13 protein-coding genes, 1 tRNA gene and 1 riboswitch are annotated in these 20,963 nt (G+C 46.2%); of the genes, 8 read left to right on the top strand and 6 right to left on the bottom strand.

All coding sequences use genetic code 11. From position 1 onward, the window contains the following. Window positions 1-19 precede the first annotated feature (19 nt). Window positions 20-96, top strand: a tRNA-Asp gene (locus ACFFUV_RS19640). Window positions 97-848: 752 nt separating this feature from the next. Here ACFFUV_RS19640 and ACFFUV_RS19635 read toward each other — a convergent pair. Next, the gene (locus ACFFUV_RS19635; protein WP_390196301.1) at window positions 849-2,186 is read right to left on the bottom strand and encodes a cation:proton antiporter; all 1,338 of its coding nucleotides are present in this window, start codon (window positions 2,184-2,186) and stop codon (window positions 849-851) included. A gap of 191 nt (window positions 2,187-2,377) precedes the next feature. Here ACFFUV_RS19635 and metH point away from each other — a divergent pair, with 191 nt between their 5' ends. Continuing rightward, the gene (gene metH, locus ACFFUV_RS19630) at window positions 2,378-6,055 is read left to right on the top strand and encodes a methionine synthase (protein WP_390196298.1); all 3,678 of its coding nucleotides are present in this window, start codon (window positions 2,378-2,380) and stop codon (window positions 6,053-6,055) included. Window positions 6,056-6,108: 53 nt separating this feature from the next. Here the strand turns inward: metH and lysC are convergent, their stop codons facing one another. Next, the gene (lysC, locus tag ACFFUV_RS19625; RefSeq protein WP_390196295.1) at window positions 6,109-7,458 is read right to left on the bottom strand and encodes a lysine-sensitive aspartokinase 3; all 1,350 of its coding nucleotides are present in this window, start codon (window positions 7,456-7,458) and stop codon (window positions 6,109-6,111) included. A gap of 118 nt (window positions 7,459-7,576) precedes the next feature. Further along, window positions 7,577-7,754: riboswitch (Lysine riboswitch) on the bottom strand. A gap of 180 nt (window positions 7,755-7,934) precedes the next feature. Between lysC and ACFFUV_RS19620 the strand changes: the two genes are divergently transcribed. Beyond that, the gene (locus ACFFUV_RS19620; protein WP_390196292.1) at window positions 7,935-9,053 is read left to right on the top strand and encodes a pyridoxal-phosphate-dependent aminotransferase family protein; all 1,119 of its coding nucleotides are present in this window, start codon (window positions 7,935-7,937) and stop codon (window positions 9,051-9,053) included. A 46-nt stretch (window positions 9,054-9,099) separates the two neighbouring features. On the opposite strand, the gene ACFFUV_RS19615 is transcribed toward ACFFUV_RS19620, so the two are convergent. The 4 genes from ACFFUV_RS19615 to ACFFUV_RS19600 form a co-directional block, all read right to left on the bottom strand. Beyond that, window positions 9,100-10,857, bottom strand: coding sequence for a PglL family O-oligosaccharyltransferase (locus tag ACFFUV_RS19615; protein ID WP_390196289.1), 1,758 nt, complete (start codon window positions 10,855-10,857; stop codon window positions 9,100-9,102). A 69-nt stretch (window positions 10,858-10,926) separates the two neighbouring features. Then, window positions 10,927-13,749: an excinuclease ABC subunit UvrA gene (uvrA, locus tag ACFFUV_RS19610; RefSeq protein ID WP_390196286.1), complete on the bottom strand. Its 2,823-nt coding sequence runs from the start codon at window positions 13,747-13,749 to the stop codon at window positions 10,927-10,929. 162 nt (window positions 13,750-13,911) lie between these two features. Beyond that, window positions 13,912-14,787: a UTP--glucose-1-phosphate uridylyltransferase GalU gene (galU, locus tag ACFFUV_RS19605; protein ID WP_390196284.1), complete on the bottom strand. Its 876-nt coding sequence runs from the start codon at window positions 14,785-14,787 to the stop codon at window positions 13,912-13,914. A 118-nt stretch (window positions 14,788-14,905) separates the two neighbouring features. Then, window positions 14,906-15,556 (bottom strand): LuxR C-terminal-related transcriptional regulator, encoded by a 651-nt coding sequence (locus tag ACFFUV_RS19600; RefSeq protein WP_390196281.1) that lies wholly within the window; start codon window positions 15,554-15,556, stop codon window positions 14,906-14,908. Window positions 15,557-15,831: 275 nt separating this feature from the next. Here ACFFUV_RS19600 and ACFFUV_RS19595 point away from each other — a divergent pair, with 275 nt between their 5' ends. From ACFFUV_RS19595 to ACFFUV_RS19575, 5 genes are all read left to right on the top strand, one after another. Further along, window positions 15,832-16,371, top strand: a complete 540-nt coding sequence (locus tag ACFFUV_RS19595) for a single-stranded DNA-binding protein (protein WP_390196278.1) — start codon at window positions 15,832-15,834, stop codon at window positions 16,369-16,371. Between the two features lie 161 nt (window positions 16,372-16,532). Then, on the top strand, window positions 16,533-18,539 hold the full coding sequence (csrD, locus tag ACFFUV_RS19590) for an RNase E specificity factor CsrD (protein ID WP_390196276.1): 2,007 nt from the start codon (window positions 16,533-16,535) through the stop codon (window positions 18,537-18,539). A 9-nt stretch (window positions 18,540-18,548) separates the two neighbouring features. Next, the gene (locus ACFFUV_RS19585; protein WP_390196273.1) at window positions 18,549-19,985 is read left to right on the top strand and encodes an MSHA biogenesis protein MshI; all 1,437 of its coding nucleotides are present in this window, start codon (window positions 18,549-18,551) and stop codon (window positions 19,983-19,985) included. After that, window positions 19,985-20,632 (top strand): MSHA biogenesis protein MshJ, encoded by a 648-nt coding sequence (locus tag ACFFUV_RS19580; RefSeq protein WP_390196270.1) that lies wholly within the window; start codon window positions 19,985-19,987, stop codon window positions 20,630-20,632. Before ACFFUV_RS19585 ends, ACFFUV_RS19580 begins: the two co-directional genes overlap by 1 nt. Further along, window positions 20,625-20,954: an MSHA biogenesis protein MshK gene (locus ACFFUV_RS19575; RefSeq protein WP_390196268.1), complete on the top strand. Its 330-nt coding sequence runs from the start codon at window positions 20,625-20,627 to the stop codon at window positions 20,952-20,954. The genes ACFFUV_RS19580 and ACFFUV_RS19575 overlap by 8 nt, the downstream gene beginning before the upstream one ends. Window positions 20,955-20,963 lie beyond the last annotated feature (9 nt).

Genomic DNA, 20,963 nt, shown 5'->3' with positions numbered 1-20,963 from the left:
TAAGCAGGTATACCACTGCGGAGTGGTAGTTCAGTTGGTTAGAATACCGGCCTGTCACGCCGGGGGTCGCGGGTTCGAGTCCCGTCCACTCCGCCATTTATTAAATCCCTAGTAGCAATACTGGGGATTTTTTGTATGAGAAGAACGCAGAGCGGTCGTTCAGTGGCTTCGCTTATTGACCTTGAAAGAAGCAGCCTGCCACGCTGCCGCAGGCATTCGCGGGTTCGAGTCCCGCTGGGTTGCCAGTCCAACCGCTCCGCCACTTATATTAACCTCGTCAGAAATGACGGGGCTTTTTTACGTCTAAAGAAAAGGGAACAGTGCTGAGCGGTTGTTGACTAGGTTCTTTGACTTGCCTTGAGAGAAAGGCGGCCTGTTAGACTGACACTCACCTTTTTATTGCTGCTTATACGGCACCCAACCCTTTCTATACATCCTAACTTCCTTGGTTATACTTTTCCTATCAAAAGGCTATCCCCCTTTGCGCTTGATGAAAAGTCACTGAAAGAATAGAAGGCAGTACAGACTCGTTGATCTTGCAACAAATAGGCATGAGATTTGAAACTAACGGGACCGTCAGCGTGTTTGCACCGTTGTTTTTATTATCTGTGCGTATCAATGTTGTGTTTGGTTTGGCGTTACATCGCGGCGTATTTGCAGGATATCAGTAGTTGGCTGTTGGCGTGAAATGAAATAGGCGTCAGTAGCGATTAAGCTATTTAATCACTTATGTTTTGATTCTGCTGGTAGTTAGTTTTGCTTTCTCGCTTGTTCAGGGTTTCGTTCATCTAAATACTGGCGATAAAAAAGCCGGCTATCTTGCCGGCTTTAAAGGTTAATGAGTCACATCAACTTTCTATTTTTTGGGTATCTGACTCACTCGATTCTGATTTGGTTTCCGCGCTTAATTCCATGTCACGCTCGGCTTTTTTTGCTTTTTCTATCATCGGAGTGATGGTTGAGCCTTGAATTAGGATAGAGAACACAACGACCGCATAAGTCATAACCAGAATGATTTCTTTCACATCAATTAACTTGTCAGGAACGACCCAAATTCCTGATGGAATAGATAGCGCCATCGCCAGCGCTAGGCCTCCACGTAACCCCCCCCAAGTAAGAATACGCACTGACCAAGGGTTGTATTTACGGTAGCGTTTGAATCCTAGGTAGGCCAAGAGAACACTCATATAACGAGCAGCGAGAACGAGAGGAATCGCTATGGCCATCATAATCCAGTCTTCTTTGTGGAATTCAAACAGTAGCATCGACATACCGATAAGTAGAAACAATACACCGTTAAGGAACTCATCAACCAGCTCCCAGAAGTGATCTAAGTGATCTTCACTTTCTTTAGAGAAGCCAATAAATCGAGTCCAGTTACCAATCATGATGCCAGATACCACCATGGCTAACGGGCCAGAGACATGCAGAACTTCAGCAAATGCATAACCTGCTGTGGGTACGCCGATAGTGAGTAATAGTTCCATTGAGTGGTCGTTGGTGGCGCTAATCAAATAGTGGAAGATCAAGCCAAGAACAAACCCATAGGCAATTCCGCCAAGTGCTTCTCTTGCAAACAGTTCGGTTACACTACCGATAGTCGGAGCTTCGTGACCAAATGCGATGGTAAATAGAGTGACGAAAATGACTAAACCAAAACCATCATTGAATAGCGATTCTCCCTCTATTTGAGTCGAGATTCGGCGTGGCGCATTCAGTTTTTTAACAATGGCGAGAACGGCTATTGGGTCTGTAGGAGAAATGAGTGCGCCGAAAAGTAGGCAGTAAACGAGATCAAATTGAATGTGAAGAAGAAGGGTAATCCCGTAGAGAACGAAGCCGATAAAGAAGGTTGAAAATAGTGTGGCGCCCAGAGCAAGTAAAGTGATTTCCCATTTTTGGTCTTTCAAGTTGGGCAATTTGATGCCTAACCCACCCGCAAACAATAGAAAGCCGAGGATACCTTTGAGTAGGAAGTCTTCAAAATTAATTGCAGCAACCGTTCTGGTTGCTATCTCGGTCAAGTGAAACCAATTGTTTTGACCTGCAACGAGTATCAGTAATGATAACATCATTGAGCCTGCGGTGATGGCTATGGTGGTTTGCATCTTGCCTATCTTGCTGTTTACAAAGGCAATTAGCATTGCTGCTGCAGATAAAAAACAGAGTGTGTAATAGACTGACATATAACTCACTAACTGTAACAAAATATAAACAACGATTGTCTTCGCTACTTGTTTAAATGGCAAACATTTTTTTGATTAATTCTTATATCAATAAGGGACAAAAATTGTGCAATAAAGTCTATTTAGACGTCTAGACTCCTGAAGAGGGTGTGGTAGGATTGGGCGATAATAAAAGGAACGAGGCTGAGAATGTGGGAAGTAAGGTAAGACAACAGATAGAGTCGCTATTGGCAAAACGCATCCTGTTGATTGATGGTGGCATGGGCACCATGATTCAAGGGCACAAGCTGGAAGAGCAGGATTATCGTGGCGAGCGATTTGCTGATTGGGGGTGTGACCTTAAAGGCAACAATGACCTGCTTGTCTTAACTCAACCTGAGTTGATCAAAGGCATTCATAGTGAATATCTTGAAGCGGGTGCGGACATTCTTGAAACCAACACCTTCAATGCGACCACCATCGCAATGGCTGATTACGACATGGAAAGTATCAGCGAGGAGATAAATTATGAAGCGGCGCGTCTTGCGCGTGAAGTCGCTGATGAATGGACAGCAAAAACCCCCGATAAGCCTCGTTTTGTTGCGGGGGTGTTGGGGCCAACTAACCGTACCTGTTCTATCTCTCCGGATGTGAATGACCCTGGTTACCGAAATGTCTCGTTTGATGAGTTGGTAAAGGCGTATTCTGAATCGGTTCGAGCTTTAATTCGTGGCGGTAGTGATCTGATTTTGATTGAAACCATTTTTGATACGCTTAACGCGAAAGCGTGTGCTTTTGCTGTCGAAAGTGTGTTTGAGGAAGTGGGCATTCAACTACCAGTGATGATCTCAGGCACCATCACAGATGCTTCTGGCCGTACTCTCTCGGGGCAAACAACCGAAGCGTTTTATAACGCACTACGCCATGTTCGCCCTATTTCCTTTGGACTTAACTGTGCTTTGGGGCCTGATGAATTGCGTCAGTATGTTGCGGAGTTATCACGCATCTCTGAATGCCATGTCTCGGCGCACCCTAATGCCGGTTTGCCGAACGCCTTTGGCGAATATGATTTATCGCCCGAAGATATGGCAGAGCACATAAAAGAGTGGGCGGAGTCCGGCTTTTTAAATTTAGTGGGTGGCTGTTGTGGGACAACTCCTGAACATATTCGCCAAATGGCGCTTGCAGTTGATTCTGTGCAGCCGCGTCCATTACCGGAATTACCCGTTGCTTGTCGATTGTCTGGCCTCGAACCTCTGACGATTGAAAAGGATACCTTGTTTATCAACGTCGGTGAGCGCACGAACGTTACCGGTTCTGCACGTTTTAAGCGTTTAATCAAAGAAGAACTGTACGATGAAGCCCTAGACGTTGCTCGCCAGCAAGTGGAGAATGGCGCGCAAATCATCGATATCAATATGGATGAGGGCATGCTTGATGCGCATGCGAGTATGGTGCGCTTTCTTAATCTTTGTGCATCAGAGCCTGAAATTTCTAAAGTGCCCATCATGGTCGATTCTTCCAAGTGGGATGTTATTGAAGCAGGGTTAAAATGCATTCAAGGCAAAGGCATTGTTAACTCTATCTCGCTTAAAGAAGGGAAAGACAAATTCATCCAGCAAGCCAAATTGATCCGCCGCTATGGCGCAGCGGTTATCGTGATGGCGTTTGATGAAGTTGGACAGGCTGACACTCGTGAGCGCAAAGTGGAAATTTGTACTAATGCGTATCGTATTTTGGTTGATGAAGTGGGCTTTCCGCCAGAAGACATTATTTTTGATCCTAATATTTTTGCCGTCGCCACCGGTATCGATGAGCATAATAACTATGCCGTTGATTTCATTGAGGCGGTTGCTGATATCAAACGCACTCTGCCTTACGCGATGATTTCTGGAGGGGTTTCAAACGTCTCATTCTCTTTCCGTGGTAATAATTACGTGCGTGAAGCGATTCATGCGGTATTCCTTTATCACTGTTTTAAAAACGGTATGGATATGGGGATCGTTAATGCGGGTCAGCTTGAGATCTACGATAACGTGCCTGAAAAGCTGCGTGAGGCAGTCGAAGATGTGGTCTTAAACCGTCGTGATGATGGGACTGAACGTTTATTGGATATCGCTGAAGAGTACCGCGAGAATGCGGTCGGGAAACAAGATGATGCCAGTGCGCTTGAATGGCGGACATGGCCAGTTGAAAAGCGGTTAGAGCATGCCTTAGTGAAAGGTATAACTGAATTCATCGTTGAGGATACGGAAGAAGCACGCTTGGCGGCCACAAAACCGCTCGAAGTAATTGAAGGCCCGCTGATGGATGGCATGAACGTGGTTGGTGATCTGTTTGGTGAAGGCAAGATGTTCTTACCACAGGTGGTGAAGTCAGCCCGTGTAATGAAGCAAGCCGTAGCGCACCTTGAGCCGTTTATTAATGCACTCAAGCAAGCTGGTTCCACTAACGGAAAAATTCTTCTAGCCACGGTGAAAGGCGATGTTCACGATATCGGTAAAAACATCGTTGGTGTGGTGTTGCAATGCAATAACTATGAGATCATCGATCTTGGCGTGATGGTGCCGTGCGAGCAAATTCTCAAAGTAGCGAAAGAAGAAAACGTCGACATTATTGGTCTCTCTGGGTTGATTACGCCTTCTCTCGATGAAATGGTTCATGTTGCTAAAGAAATGGAGCGCCAAGGTTTTGAGTTGCCTCTGTTGATTGGTGGCGCGACCACGTCCAAAGCGCATACCGCTGTGAAGATTGAGCAGAACTACCGTCATCCCGTGGTTTATGTAAACAATGCTTCCCGTGCGGTTGGGGTATGCAGTTCATTGCTTTCCGACGAATTACGCCCTGCCTTTGTTGAAAAGTTGGATGCTGATTATGAGCGTGTGCGCGATCAACATAATCGTAAAAAGCCAAGAACCAAACCAGTGACATTAGAACAGGCTCGCGCGAATAAAGTCGCTATTGATTGGAGTGACTACACGCCACCTCAACCCAAACAATCGGGCGTACATGTGTTTGAAGATTTTGATATCGCAACCCTACGTCAATATATTGATTGGACACCATTTTTTATGACTTGGTCGCTGGTTGGTAAATACCCGGCTATTTTGCAACATGAAGAAGTTGGTGAAGAAGCTCAGAACCTATTCAGAGACGCGAACGAATGGCTCGATCGTATCGAGAAAGAGGGCATGATTTCGGCCAAAGGGATGTGTGCCCTGTTCCCAGCTGCGAGCGTTGGAGACGATATTGAAGTCTACACTGATGAATCGCGTACTCAGGTCGCGCAAGTGCTGCATAACTTGCGTCAACAAACCGAAAAGCCCAAAGGCTATAACTACTGTTTGTCCGATTACATCGCTCCGAAAGAGAGCGGTAAAAAAGATTGGATTGGTGCGTTTGCCGTTAGTGGGGGATTTGGTGAGCGTGAACTAGCTGATGAGTTTAAAGCGCAAGGTGATGATTACAATGCGATTATGATTCAAGCCGTCGCAGATCGGTTGGCAGAAGCGTTTGCCGAATACCTACATGAGCGTGTTCGTAAAGAAATTTGGGGTTACGCAGTCGATGAGGACCTCACTAATGAGGATTTGATTCGTGAGAAGTACCAAGGTATTTGTCCGGCACCGGGGTACCCGGCTTGTCCTGAACACACCGAGAAAGGCGCATTATGGGCACTGCTTAACGTTGAAGAGACGATTGGTATGTCGCTGACCACAAGCTATGCGATGTGGCCGGGCGCGGCGGTCTCGGGGTGGTATTTTTCACATCCTGATTCCCGCTACTTTGCTATCGCGCAAATTCAGCAAGACCAAGCAGAGAGTTATGCTCAGCGTAAAGGCTGGGATGCCCTTGAAACTGAAAAGTGGTTAGGGCCCAATATGAACTAGTTCTGTTCTCGATATAAAAACGCCAGCATTACGCTGGCGTTTTTTGTTGTGGTTTATTCGAAGAGTTCTCTATGCAGTTTTTCAATCGCGGTTTTCGCCACCGACTCTTCCAACAAAAAGCATAGGTTATGCGGGCTTGCACCAAAGCAAATCATGCGCAGGTTATAGTCTTCTAGGGTACCGAACACTTGTTTTGCATGCCCACGATTGCTGCTCATATTGTTACCAATTAGGGCGACCAAGCTTAGGTTTTGTTCGACATCAACGGTACATAACTCTTCAAGCTCCTCGCGTGCGGCTTGCGGAAGTTGAGGGGCGCCACCCGCAGTACCTGTTTTGTCGAGTGTCAGAGAGACACTGATTTCTGAGGTTGTAATTAAATCGACCGAGACTTTGTGCTTGGCTAAAATTTCAAACACTTTGGCGAGGAAGCCATAGGCTTGGAACATTTTCGCACTGTGCAGCGTAATCATGGTCTGATTGGTACGTAGCGCAAGAGCACGAAATAGTGGGGAGCTCTCGACTTTACGGCGAATCCATGTTCCTCCGTTGTCCGGTTCTTTCGAGGAACCAACAAATACCGGAATATCGTGGCGCAGCGCAGGTAACAGCGTCGAAGGGTGCAGAATCTTGGCGCCAAAGTTGGCCATCTCTGAGGCTTCACTAAAGCTGATCTCAGGGATCGGTGTCGCTTTAGGGGCGATACGTGGATCGGTCGTGTAAATCCCTGGTACGTCAGTCCAAATCTCTAGCCCGCTAGATTTTACACCTTCAGCAATTAATGCGGCGCTGTAGTCACTGCCGCCACGGCCAAGTGTCGTGGTATTGCCTTCCTCATCACTTCCAATAAAGCCTTGAGTGATCACAACATGTTGCTGGCAAAGTGGCACCAACTTTTCTTGAGCCAATTGACTGATGGCTTCGAGTTGTGGCTCAGCTTGTCCATAATCACTGTCGGTTCGCAGGACATCACGAATATCAAAGCGCACTGCGTCGATTCCACGCTCACGCATTAACTGAGTGAGAATATGTGTCGACATTAGCTCACCACAAGCAACAAGGTGATCGGTCAGTTTGGTGCTGGCTTGGATTGATGCTGCTTCCGCAAGGCTAGTAATGGTATCGAGAATCGTATAGACCTCGGCCGCAGTTTCGGCGGCATCCTTAAGCTGAGATAAAATGGTGTCGTGGATGTTGGCGAGTTTCTGTAACAGTTCAGCTCGGCGTTCTTGTTCGCTGACTCCGTTAGCGAGTTCAACCAAAAGGTTGGTGACACCAGAGCATGCACTGCTGACAACAAGTTTGGTGTTTGGATTGGCTTCGATAATGGCCGCACAACGGCTCATTGCTTCAAAGTTAGCGACGCTGGTTCCGCCAAATTTGGCAACGTTAAATGCGCTCACTGTAGGTCTCCCATGGCTTCCAAAAAGAATCAATAATCGATTACGAATAGAGTAATCAAACGTTCTGTCGATGAAGAGAGTGCTAGAGCAAAAAGAGAGGTTTAAAGATTTGAATAGTGACCTCAGAAGCCCTTCATCAGATAGCACTGATGACAGTTGATGGGATTCAACCCAAGTCAACCGACAAACCAAATCCACATCTCTGGTTCATCTCGGCACTGCTCTCCCTCGATATGATGTATTAGAGTTGTGGCTCCACGTCATACCTACCTAGGCAGTGCTCCTCTTCTGCATAAAAATGCTTAGCCATTGAACGTTGTTATGGAACGAATGTCAATCAGTAATTATTGCGGTAACAACAATACATGGCGGTGCGCGCTAACTGGTTAGACCACTATACCTTTGGCCAATTGCTCAAGGAATAAAATTGGATTAAGGTAGCCTTCCCCCCAGTCATTATTTGCAAAGGAATTCTCATGACGATTGACAGTTTTCTGCCCCCTCATCGCACCTTGATGGGACCTGGTCCTTCTGATATTTCACCTCGTGTATTACAGGCGCTAAGTCGCCCAACCATTGGTCACTTAGACCCGCTATTTATCGGCATGATGGATGAATTAAAACAACTGCTGAAATACGCTTTCCAAACGGAAAATGCCTTCACTATCGCAGTCTCTGCACCGGGTAGTGCTGGGATGGAGGCTTGCTTTACCAACTTAATCGAACCGGGAGACAAAGTGTTGGTTTGCCGTAATGGTGTGTTTGGCGAGCGCATGCGTGAAAATGTGGTTCGTGCTGGTGGTGTACCCGTCGTGGTCGATGACCCTTGGGGAGCGCCAGTATGCGTGGAGAAAGTGGCACAAGCGTTGGAGGCGGAATCGGATATTAAACTGTTGGCTTTTGTTCATGCAGAAACCTCAACAGGTGCTTTATCTGACGCGAAGGCGCTCGGCGCTTTAGCGCAAAAGCACGACGTATTAACGATTGTCGATGCGGTCACCTCTCTCGGTGGAGTACCATTAAAAGTGGATGAGTGGCAGTTGGATGCGGTGTATTCGGGGAGTCAAAAGTGTCTGTCGTGTGTGCCAGGGCTTTCACCGTTGACCTTCTCTGCGAAAGCGGTCGAAAAGATTCAATCTCGTCAAACGCCGATTCGCAGTTGGTTCTTAGATCAGAGTTTGGTGCTTGGATATTGGAGTGGGGAAGGCAAACGCAGTTACCATCACACTGCGCCAGTGAATAGTCTTTACGCGCTGCATGAAGCGTTATTGCTTCTTAAGCAAGAAGGGCTAGAAAATGCGTGGCAACGTCATCGTGATATGCATGAAGAGTTGAAATCTGGTCTGGAAAAGCTCGGTTTTCGTTTTGTTGTAGAGGAAGCACATCGCTTACCACAATTGAATGCTATCTATGTACCGGAAGGCGTTGATGAAGCGAGTATTCGTCGTCAACTTCTAGAGCAGTATAATTTGGAAATTGGTGCTGGATTAGGCGATTTGGCTGGTAAAGCTTGGCGAATTGGCTTAATGGGGTATGGGGCACGCAAAGAGAACATCGCACTGTGTCTGCAGGCCTTGCAAACCTCGCTTCTCTAATATCATTAAAATGACACAGGGGCGGATAGAATTTCGCCCCTGCTTGTTAGTCGCTCAGCCCTTCCCCTGGGCCGATTTGGCTTTCATGGTGCGGTGGAGAGAACGTGTATTGAGGAAACAAATAGTTGGCTTCTTTACGTATCTGCTTTGCACGGCTGATATCGCCTAATCCCTGATAAGCCAATATCAGATTGTTGTAGAGTGCTGGCCTTGGCTTATGTTTAATGATGTTCAACGACCAACGAATGTAAGGGGTGATGTAGTCGGGATCTTCGTTATATAGCCCCAATTGCAAATAAGTACTGTAAATGTCCCAGTCAAAGCGGTCTTTCCACACCAGCGGGTTAGTGACTTGCTCTAGAATATCTGGATTACGTGGTTCGGACTTTTCAAACTCAGTGAGAACATAGTTGGTGTGCAGCGACGTCAACATATAAAACGCGGTGACAACTGGCAACGTTAAACTGATCACGCGCAGGGCACTTTTAGAGACTTGACTAAAGCTCGCTTGTTTGTAGCGTGCAACACGTTGATCAACCCAGTAAAGAAGAATGACAAAGGTTATCCAATGAATCGCTGAGTGATAAAACGGATATTCAAGTTGAGAGTGCAACACAATAGGAACAAAGAGTGCAAACATCGCTAAGCGGGTGCCTTTCTTATCGGTATAAATTCGTGAAAGGACGATAAGCGCTGCGAGGATGATCGCTAAAACAGGTAATAACCCCCCTTCGACAGCCCAATATAATAACTCATTGTGTGGATGATCCATCGCGGGTAAACCGGGTGGATAGTTCGGATTGAGTTGATGTTGACGCGCGGTATACAGAATATATTGTGATTCAAACTTTCCGTACCCGTAACCGGTAAAGGGTTTCTCAATCGCCATATCGAGCGCTTGTGGAAAGGTATAGCTGCGAGGGCTGTCTAAATCGGCTTTGGCCAGAAGATGGCTGTCTTTACCGCTCAATGTGCTAATCCATAGCCCAACAACAAGTCCCAACGTTAATGAAATCAACCAGCCATAGAAACGTTTTGCTGTCGAGAATCGCCTTAAATACGGTAGCACCAGTACACAGGTGAGCGCGGTAGCCAGCCAACCAGTGCGCGATGCTAAAACGACTAATAAGGGGAGTGTGATTAATGGAATACAATAGAGCAGACTTATAACACTGATGCGGCTTTGATATTTAATCGGGTAGCGAGCCAGTAGATAACCTGATATGGCTAAGCCAGTAGCGAGAAAGCTTGCCATGACGTTTGGCTGCTGAAAAATACCATACGGTCGATTAACTAACGTATCGTAACCAAACATATTGCCAGGTTTGAGCCAAAAGAATTGACCGTAGCCAATGATCGATTCAATACAGACCGCAATTAGAATGAACCATAGCAGTCTCAGCCGGTGCTGAATACTGAATTGGAACTGTTGCAGTACAACAAACAATACAAAGCCCGCCCAAAGACCGATCAATCGCCCAGAGACCAAGCTTGCAGAGCTATTCGGATAAAAGACCGGGACGGTCATTAATAAGCAGCACAGCAATAAGCCTAGGGTCAATTTGGTATAGTAGATCTTGCGGTTAGTTCCAAGCTGATATAAACCGATGGCTAAACTAACGCTCACCGCGAGCCACGTTGTCGCATTGAACGAAAGTGCTAATCCTGCACCGCCTGGGTTAGGCATGAAAAAGTGCATGGCAATAACAAATACCAAGCCTAATGAGACGATGAAACGTCGATTTAGTGGTACTCGCGGAGCCTGTGGTTCGAGTTGGGTGCCATTTACATACGTGGTTGCCATACAAACTTCTATCGCTAACAAAATCAAACCAGCGTATCGGCGCTAGTTTGATTACTTTAACTGTTTTTTCTATTTCAACATAGGTTTTAAGAAGCGAGCAGTATGCGAACCTTCGACCTGCGCCACATCTTCGGGCGTTCCTTGGGCGATGATCTCACCGCCGCCTTGTCCACCTTCTGGACCTAAATCGATAACCCAGTCGGCGGTTTTGATGACATCGAGGTTGTGTTCAATCACCACCACGGTATTACCATTGTCACGTAAACGATGTAGGACGCCAAGTAACTGTTGTATGTCGTGGAAATGAAGACCGGTGGTTGGCTCATCCAAAATATATAGGGTTTTACCGGTATCACGCTTGGATAGTTCACGTGCTAACTTAACACGTTGTGCTTCACCGCCAGAGAGTGTGGTCGCCGCTTGTCCTAAACGAATATAAGAGAGACCGACATCAATCAAAGTTTGCAGCTTACGTGCGATGGCGGGCACAGCATCAAAGAAGCTACGAGCATCTTCAACTGTGAGCTCTAAGACTTCATCAATGGTTTTTCCTTTATAGCGAACTTCCAACGTTTCACGGTTATAGCGCTTCCCTTTACAAACATCGCAGGGGACGTACACATCCGGTAAAAAGTGCATTTCAACCTTAATTACGCCATCACCTTGGCAAGCTTCACAGCGCCCACCACGGACGTTAAAACTGAATCGACCTGGCTTATAACCACGTGAGCGTGATTCTTGGGTGCCGGCAAATAGCTCACGAATTGGAGTGAAAATACCCGTATAGGTTGCCGGATTAGAGCGCGGCGTACGGCCGATAGGGCTTTGATCAATATCGATAACTTTATCAAATAGCTCCAACCCTTTAATTTTCTTATATGGCGCTGGGGTTGCGGTCGTTGCGCCATTCAGTGCGGTTTGCGCAATTTTAAAGAAAGTGTCGTTGATTAGGGTGGATTTACCCGAGCCTGAGACGCCAGTAATACAGGTAAACAACCCAAATGGAATCGATAAATCGACCTCTTTTAAGTTGTTGCCGCTCGCGCCCAAGAGTTCAACGCACTTTTTCGCATTACGCGGTGTGCGCTCGGTGGGAACCGCAATCTCTTTCTTTCCTGACAGGTATTGCCCGGTTAATGACGCCTCGGTGGCAATGATCTTGTCAACCGGACCTTCAGCGATGACCTGTCCGCCATGGACACCCGCACCTGGGCCAATATCAATCACATGGTCAGCCATTCGAATTGCATCTTCATCGTGCTCAACCACTAATACGGTATTTCCTAAATCACGCAGATGCGTGAGAGTATTGAGTAGACGTTCGTTATCACGCTGGTGGAGGCCAATCGATGGCTCATCAAGCACGTACATTACCCCCACGAGACCTGCGCCAATTTGACTGGCTAGACGAATACGTTGCGCTTCGCCTCCAGACAGAGTTTCTGCACTGCGCGACAGATTTAGATAATTAAGACCAACGTTGACCAAAAAGCTCAAACGGTCATTGATCTCTTTCATCACCTTTTCTGCGATTTGCGCACGTTGCCCTTCTAATTTTAACGAGGCAAAAAAGGCCAAGGCATCAGCAATGCTCAGCTCAACAATTTCGGGTAGTGAGGTGTCTTGAATAAAGACGTTACGCGCTTCAAGTCTGAGGCGTGTTCCATGGCAGCTGCTGCATGATTTGGTCGAAATAAATTTTGCTAAATCTTCGCGTACTGAGTTTGATTCCGTATCGCGATAGCGGCGTTCTAGAGTGTTGAGAATACCTTCAAAAGGATGGCGTTTAACGCGAATATCACCACGATCATTGATGTACTGAAATTCCACTTCAGTGCGACCAGAGCCGTGCAATATGATATCGCGAGTTTTCTTTGGCAGTGATTTGAATGGAGCGTGCAGGTCAAAACCGTAATGCTCTGCCAATGAGCTCAACATTTGGAAGTAGTAGAAGTTCTTTTGATCCCAGCCACGAATAGCGCCTTGGGCTAAACTGAGTGAGTCATCGACAATCACTCGGTCTGGGTCAAAGTATTGCTGAACGCCGAGTCCATCACAGGTACCACAAGCGCCTGCTGGGTTATTAAATGAAAATAATCGTGGTTCGAGTTCACGCATGCTGTAGCCGCAATGTGGGCATGCAAAGTTCGCGGAAAACACCACTTCTTCACCGTCTCCATCCATTGGCGCAACAACAGCTGTGCCACCAGAGAGCTCAAGGGTCGTTTCAAATGATTCCGCTAGGCGCTGCTTGAGATCGTCACGAACTTTAAAGCGGTCAACCACCACTTCGATGGTGTGCTTTTTATGCAGTTCAAGCGTTGGAGGATCAGACAAATCACAAGTTTCTCCATCAATACGTGCGCGGATAAACCCTTGAGCTGAAAGGTTCTGTAAGGTTTTAACGTGCTCACCTTTGCGCTCTTTAACGATTGGCGCTAAGAGCATTAACCTTGATCCCGCCGGCTGCTCAAGCACTTTGTCTACCATTTGGCTGATGGTTTGTGCTGCGAGGGGGACATGATGATCCGGGCAGCGTGGCTCTCCAACACGAGCATATAATAAACGCAGATAATCGTAGACTTCGGTAATCGTACCGACGGTTGAACGCGGATTATGAGAGGTTGATTTCTGCTCGATGGAAATGGCTGGCGATAACCCTTCAATATGATCGACGTCGGGCTTTTCCATCAAAGATAAAAATTGACGGGCATAGGCTGACAAAGATTCCACATAGCGTCGCTGGCCTTCCGCATACAAAGTATCAAAGGCAAGAGATGACTTACCTGAACCGGATAAGCCTGTGATAACAATCAGCTTATCACGAGGAATCGTCAGATTAATGTCCTTGAGGTTATGGGTTCTTGCGCCGCGAATATCTATTTGATCCATGGGGTTCGCTCTGTAAATTATGCTGTGGGGCTAGTATTACATAGTGTGATAAATGTTCAAAGAACAACTGTATAAAAAAACAGCCCTTGTGCTGAGGATAAAAAAAAGCAGCGTTAATGCGCTGCTTTTTATGTTCAGTAGTTAGGGGGAATAACTGCTGAATTATTTCTGTGATTTTTGAGTCGCTTGCTTACCTAACGTCGACACTTTGTCGTCTTTTAGGTATAGGTTTTCGTAGCAGTAGTTCGTTGCTTCGATATAACCTTCAACGCTACCACAGTCAAAACGATGACCTTTGAATTTGTACGCTAGTACACAACCTGATTTTGCTTGTTTCAATAGCGCATCAGTGATTTGGATTTCACCGCCTTTACCTGGTTCAGTACCTTCAATAAGCTCGAAGATATCCGGTGTTAGAATGTAACGACCGATGATCGCAAGGTTGCTTGGCGCTTTACCTTTTTCTGGTTTTTCCACCATGTCTTCAACGCGGAAGATGTTATCTTTGATCATCTCACCAGAAATCACACCGTACTTGTGCGTTTCATCTTCAGGAACTTCTTGAACCGCAACAATTGAACAACGGAACTGCTTAAACAGTGATACCATTTGTGCCAGTACTCCGTCACCTTCGTTTACACAAAGGTCATCCGCAAGTACAACCGCGAACGGTTCATCACCGACTAATTCACGACCTGTTAAAATCGCGTGGCCTAGACCTTTCATTTCACGTTGACGAATGTAAGTGAAGTTTGCGCTGTCGATCACTTCACGAATATCGACTAATAGCTCTTCTTTGTTCGTACCGCTAATTTGATGTTCTAGCTCGTAGTTTTTATCAAAGTGGTCCATGATCGAGTGTTTGCCTCGACCTGTCACAATGCACATGCCATCCATACCAGCATCGATGGCTTCTTCTACACCATATTCAATCAATGGTTTGTTTACCACTGGCATCATTTCCTTAGGCATTGACTTAGTTGCAGGTAAAAAGCGCGTACCATAGCCAGCTGCGGGGAATAGGCATTTTTTGATCATTCTGAATCCCTTATCTTTCTTATTACGATAATTTGACTAGACAAACCTTAACATGCTTTTTGTGGAGAAATAACGACAGTCAGTTCGAAAATGTGCAATTTTAGGCTTTGGTTTAAATTTAAGACAATATGTGCTGTTTTGCCCACGAAATGGCTTGGGCACGATTTCGTACAGAAAGTTTCTTAAAGATCTGATACAGGTGCGACTTTACGGTGAACTCACTGATAAAGAGATCTTCGGCAATCTGTAAGTTCGACGCCCCGGTCCTTAAACTTTGCAGAATCTGAACTTCTCTGCAGGTGAGATCAACCACGACAGGGGTACGGCTTTGGTCTATCACATGGCGGTAATAGTGTAACAACTGCGCACATACCTTTCTTGGTAACCAGTTTTGGCCATTGATGATTTCAGCGCAGCCTTTGGCAATAGCCTTATTATCCTCTTTATACCCAAATAGCCCTTTTAAATTCCCGAGTTCTAAAAGCTGCTCTGTGGTTAGACGTTTCGGTACATTAAACACGATGGTTTCAAAGTTTTTATCGGTCAGCGGCAGGTCACGGACTTGCTCTGTGAGGAGGTGAATACTTTGATAATCAATTAGCAGAATTTTATGTTTGTGTTTTTGTAGTGCCATCATAAGGCCCTTGGGCGAGATTTTGGGAATATCTAGAGCGAGGTGATGTTCAATATCGTTTACTTGAAGGTAATTGGCGTTAGGGTTATCACATAAGTGATAAATTGTACGGGTATAACTAGACTTGCTGACCATCTCTATGTTCTCCAAAGATTTTTTGCAGAATATGGTGCATAGGGTCGGTACAGTGCTAATCGAATCATTGCTTTTGCGCCTAGTTTCATAATTGACGGTAAGTAAGTGGTTTGTCAGTAATATTGTTGTTGAGTTGACTCGTAAAATGTGAGGGTGAATGACGGTCAGCGATCGCAATCGATTCTGTTGGCAATACAATTTGTACCTCACACAAAGCGTGGTATGCTAATGCGCTATTTTTAAGTTACACACTCATTAATCAGACGGAGCAGAACATGGCGAGCCGTGGAGTAAACAAAGTCATCCTCGTGGGCAACCTCGGACAGGATCCAGAAGTACGATACATGCCAAGTGGTGGCGCAGTTGCGAACATTACTGTGGCAACTTCAGAATCTTGGCGCGATAAGAGTACTGGCGAGCAACGTGAAAAGACCGAATGGCACCGTGTTGCTTTGTTTGGCAAATTAGCCGAAGTGGCTGGAGAGTACCTACGTAAGGGCTCTCAAGTATACATTGAAGGTCAGCTGCAAACTCGTAAGTGGCAAGACCAAAGCGGTCAAGATCGTTTTACCACTGAAGTCGTGGTACAAGGTTTTAACGGTACCATGCAAATGTTGGGTGGTCGTGGTCAAGGTGGCGGTCAAAACCAAGGTATGGGCCAAGCACCACAACAGCAACAGCAAGGTGGTTGGGGACAACCTCAACAGCCAATGCAATCTGCGCCACAACAAGCGCCAGCACAGCAAGCACCTCAACAATCCCAGCCTCAATATAACGAGCCACCAATGGATTTTGATGACGATATCCCGTTCTAGGGATGTCATCGACGAAAAAAGCCGCGGTTTCCGCGGTTTTTTTATATAGTTAACAAGAGATTGACCTTCTCTCATGGACGGTTTTAACTACGCAATTTTTTTAGCGTAAGCGCTTTGGTTGAGTTAGCCCTTTGCGCGATGGATAAGGATGTCATTATACAATGAGGTATACCCCTACTTTAAAGCTCAGTACTCGCTTGGTGGCTTTTGTCACGATGATCGTCATCAGTGCGATGTTCATTTTGTTTATTGGTGGCACATTGTCGCTGCGCAGTTTGGGCCAAGAGTACGTAGAGCAATCTCTGCAAGGCATTGTGGAAGTGGTGGATAAGGAGATGGAAGATCCTGATGCTGCCTACTCGATGCAGCGTTGGATGCCCAAAATGCTGCAAGCTTCCAACATTGTTGAAATGCAACTGTCCTCCTCGTTTGGTGTCGTTTATCGCTACAAAGATACCTCGATGCGCATCGACGAACGTGCGTTGTACGAAAAAACTTATGTACTAGAAAGGAATGACGGATATTCCATCACCTTTAAAGTTCGCCCTCCTTATCTGGGATACAATTATTCTCTGCAAGCCTTCTCTTCGCTCTCTTTAGCTATCGCGCTGGTGGTGTTTTGTCTTGTGCGTGGTGTTAAGTGGTTGAAAGAGCAATTACTCGGTTCTGAATTGTTGGAAGAACGGGGAAGAATGATCCTCGCCGGGCGAGTTGAGCAACATGCCAAAGGCGATGAGCGTGAATGGCCGTATACGGCGAGTGAAGCCTTAGACCTTTTGATTGAAGAGTTGCAGGATGCACGTCAAGAACGCAGTCGGTTTGATACCTTTATTCGGACTCAGACCTTCTTGGACAAATTGACGGGCACGGCTAATCGCGTGCTGTTTGATAGCAAGTTGGAGTCGGCTTTATCTGAAACGGGTTCTCAAGGCGCTGTGTTCTTGATCCGTTTGGACGACTGGGAATCGGCGATTGAAGAAGTTGGGTTACAACAGGCGAATGAGTTTATTGTTGAGGTAGGGCGCAATTTATCTAACGTGATTCAGCGCTATCCGGATATTACGCTCTCACGATATTACGATGCTGAATTTGCGCTATTTGCTCCGCAAGTTAATAGTAAAGAAGCAAGCTCCATTGCGGCGCAATGTTTGAAGCAACTCAGTCGCATACAGCCGCCTAAACCGCTGGATCCAGAAAACTGGTGTCATATCGGAGTAACAAGTTATCGTGAAGGTGAGCGACAAAACCGGATCATGGATGAAGTCGAAACGGCGCTAAAGAGCGCACGAATTCAACAAATGAACACGTGGAACCGCTTTGATAAAGCGTTTGCTCAGCAAGATGAACGGGGGAGTGTTCGCTGGCGCTCTCTGTTTGATCAAGTAATGGTGCCAGAGAAAATATTAGTTTTTGAGCAGGCGTGCTATCTGTTCGATGAGCAAATGAAAAACGTGCTGGATCACCGAGAGTTATTTATGCGCCTTCGTGATCCTGATAAAGGTGTGATCAAAGCGTCGAAGTTTGCTTCAGCGGTTGAATTAGTCGGTTATCAAGCGGTGATGGATAAAACTCAGATGACGGTTGTGAGTCAACATCTTAAACAGCGAGATACCGAACAAAAGTTGTCCATCAACCTGCACGTGACACCATTTGCAGAGCGCGACTATTTTAAATGGTTTAGAAATGAGTTGCTGCAGCTCTCAATTCGGCAACGTAGCGCACTGGTTTTTGAGTTTTCTGAAGCTAAAGTTGTAAAACATTTGGATTATATGCGTCCGGTAATCAAAATGTTGTCGGGGTTAGGTTGCCAAGCCGCGATAAACCAAGCCGGGCGTTCGATTGTTAGTACGCATTACCTAAAAGAATTGCCTTTTGGTTATATGAAACTACACCGTAGTTTGATTAAGCGCATCGACCAACGGCATGAAAACCAGCTATTTGTACGTAGTTTGCTTGGCGCGTGTGAAGGCAGTGGCACTAAAGTTGTTGCGGTTGGGGTCGATAGCGAGGCTGAGTTAAAAACATTGCAAGATTTAGGTGTTGAAGGCGTTCAAGGGCGATTAGTCGCGAATGAGCATCAAATGTTGCCTCCTCCACAAGTTGAGAATCAAAAGCCGAAACAAAATAAAGTCCAAGTAGGTCGACGAAATCGGTGGCGTAAGAAATAATACAAAGGTATGAATATTCAAAGCTTGTTATCTAAATTCAGCAAAACGGCGTCTTACCATAAAAAATTTGTGGTCATTGTGCAGCCTGATGGGTTGTATTTTGCTGGTAAACATCTTGCGCAATTGCCGCAATACGTTGAGTTGTCCAGCCCGTGGCAAGACGTGTTGGTTGAGACGTTACAATCCGCTGATGTTAAAGAATCGGTGCTCGATGTCGTTTTGCATTCGAGTTTTTACCAAACCTACCAGATTGAGCGCCCGAATATTCCTGAAACCGAATGGGAAAGTGCTCTGCCTTTTTTATTAAAGGACTTAACCTCAGAAAAAGTAAGCGATATTGTCGCTCAAGCCTTTCCGCTGCCCTACGGTAATCGCATTCAATGTTATGTGGTCAATAAGCCACTGATTGTTCAACTCGCCATAAAATTGGCTGAGATGCACATTCAGCTTGGAAAAGTTCTGATAGAAGATGATGTTTGGCCACTTGTTGATGATGTACCGAACTCATTTTTGCTACTGCAGAAGAGTAAGCAAAGCCAATATAAAGTGAGCGCGTTGGTGTCTGGCTCATGTGTGTTTCAGCGTACCATTCGCGGCGTCACGTCACCGTTAGTTGGCGGGGCAACCAGTAGTTTACAACTGGACAGCATTGCCTTAGAGCTTCAACGTTCGGTGGATTACCTCTCTTCGCAACTTAAAGGCACCCATATCCACCAAATGAAGGTGTGTTGTGACGGTGAAGATTCAGCTTTACTGGCGAATGAGTTGACTCAGCGACTCAATGTGAATGTTTCACCACTTTCGAGTCACCAAGAGCTGTGTGGCCATATTCTTGCCGTGGCTGCCAGCCAAGGTAAGCCGACGCATATCGACTTATATCTCGAGTCCCTAAAGCCGAAAAAAGAGCATTTAGGGCTAAAGACAGTGCTCGCGGGTTGGGGCATTGTCGCACTGTCATTATTTGCGGCTTGGGGATGGTTGGTGTTTGAACAGCAAGGCCTTAAGCGCCAGGCCGCTGCGTTAAGTTCCCAACAACAAACGCTTGATGACCAGTCAAAGCAATTAAAACTGCAGCTCGCGCAACACAAACCCTCGGCTGACAAATTATCCGCAGTGGAACGCATCAAAGCCGAAATCGAGGCGCAAAAATCGGCGCTGAATTCTCTACAAAATTATGAGCTTCAAGATCACGCCGGTTTCTCTGGCGTCATGAGCGCGCTGGCCAACATAAACCGCACAGACATTGCTTTAAACTATATTAAAGTTGAGGGGCAATATTTTGATTTAAAAGGCTTAGCCAAAACTCCTCAAGCCGTTCCGAGTTGGATCAAGCAATTCAAACAGGAGCTCAATTTGGTCGGGCGAGCTTTTGATAAGCTCACTATCGGTCGAAACGATCAGCAAGTGATCACGTTTGAGCTGAATACTAAGCGGGAGAGTAACTAGTGGAACGCTATTTACAATTGATCAACGCTCGCTATTCCGAATTCACTGACCGTGAGAAAGGTCTGGTGATGTTGTGCGGTTTTGTTGCGATTATTTTTGGTCTGCTAACCGTATTACTCGACCCGAGTTATCAAGCCAACAAGAGGTTGGCAAATGAGATTTCTCAACGCCAACTGGCGATCCAAGCTCTTGAAAGTAACAACATGGTGATGAGTGCTAAGCTCAGGCGTGACCCAGATATCGAGGTTGATAAACAGCTTAAAGCACTGACCAAGCAAAGCCTTGCGCTGAGTGAGCGTTCCGCCAATGTGGTCAAGAATTTCATCACGCCGGAAGCGATGGCGCATCTGCTGGAAGATGTACTGAGCAGCAGTCAAGAATTGAGCTTGATTTCACTGGAGTCACTGCCTGCGAAACCGATTATCGGCCAGCAATCTCAAAGCAATACCGGATATTATTTACATCCTATGCGGCTTGAAATCAGTGGGAATTACTTTGCTATTCAGCGGTATTTAAGCACGCTGGAGGCTTTTGAAGCGAAATATTATTGGCAAAGTTTCGAGTACCAAGTGGCGAGTTATCCGACCGCAACCGTCGTACTTCACGTCTACACATTAGGGACGAGTGAGGAGTTTATCGGTGGCTAAATTTATCTCGAGGTTGTTATTTTTCATGGTGTTACTGGCGCCGACGCTACAAGCCGCGTCCAAGGATCCAACGGCGCCGCTGTCTTGGAGTGCGCCAAGTGCAACATCATCCCGCAGCCAGGCGGTCGTTGCTAAACTGCCCACATTACAAAGCATTACATGCAATTCGTCATGCCAAGCGGTGATTAACCAGCAGGTCGTCAATCAAGGGGCGAGAATCAATGGTTACCGAGTTCAAAGCATTAATCCGGATTTTGTCACGCTGACGCGTAACGGAAAATCTTGGCATCTTGAATTATTCTCTTTAGATATAAAACAATAAGGTATTGAT

The sequence above is a fragment of the Vibrio olivae genome (assembly GCF_042428525.1).
Taxonomy (GTDB): Bacteria; Pseudomonadota; Gammaproteobacteria; order Enterobacterales; family Vibrionaceae; genus Vibrio; species Vibrio olivae.
This window is presented reverse-complemented; position numbering and strand designations above follow the sequence as displayed.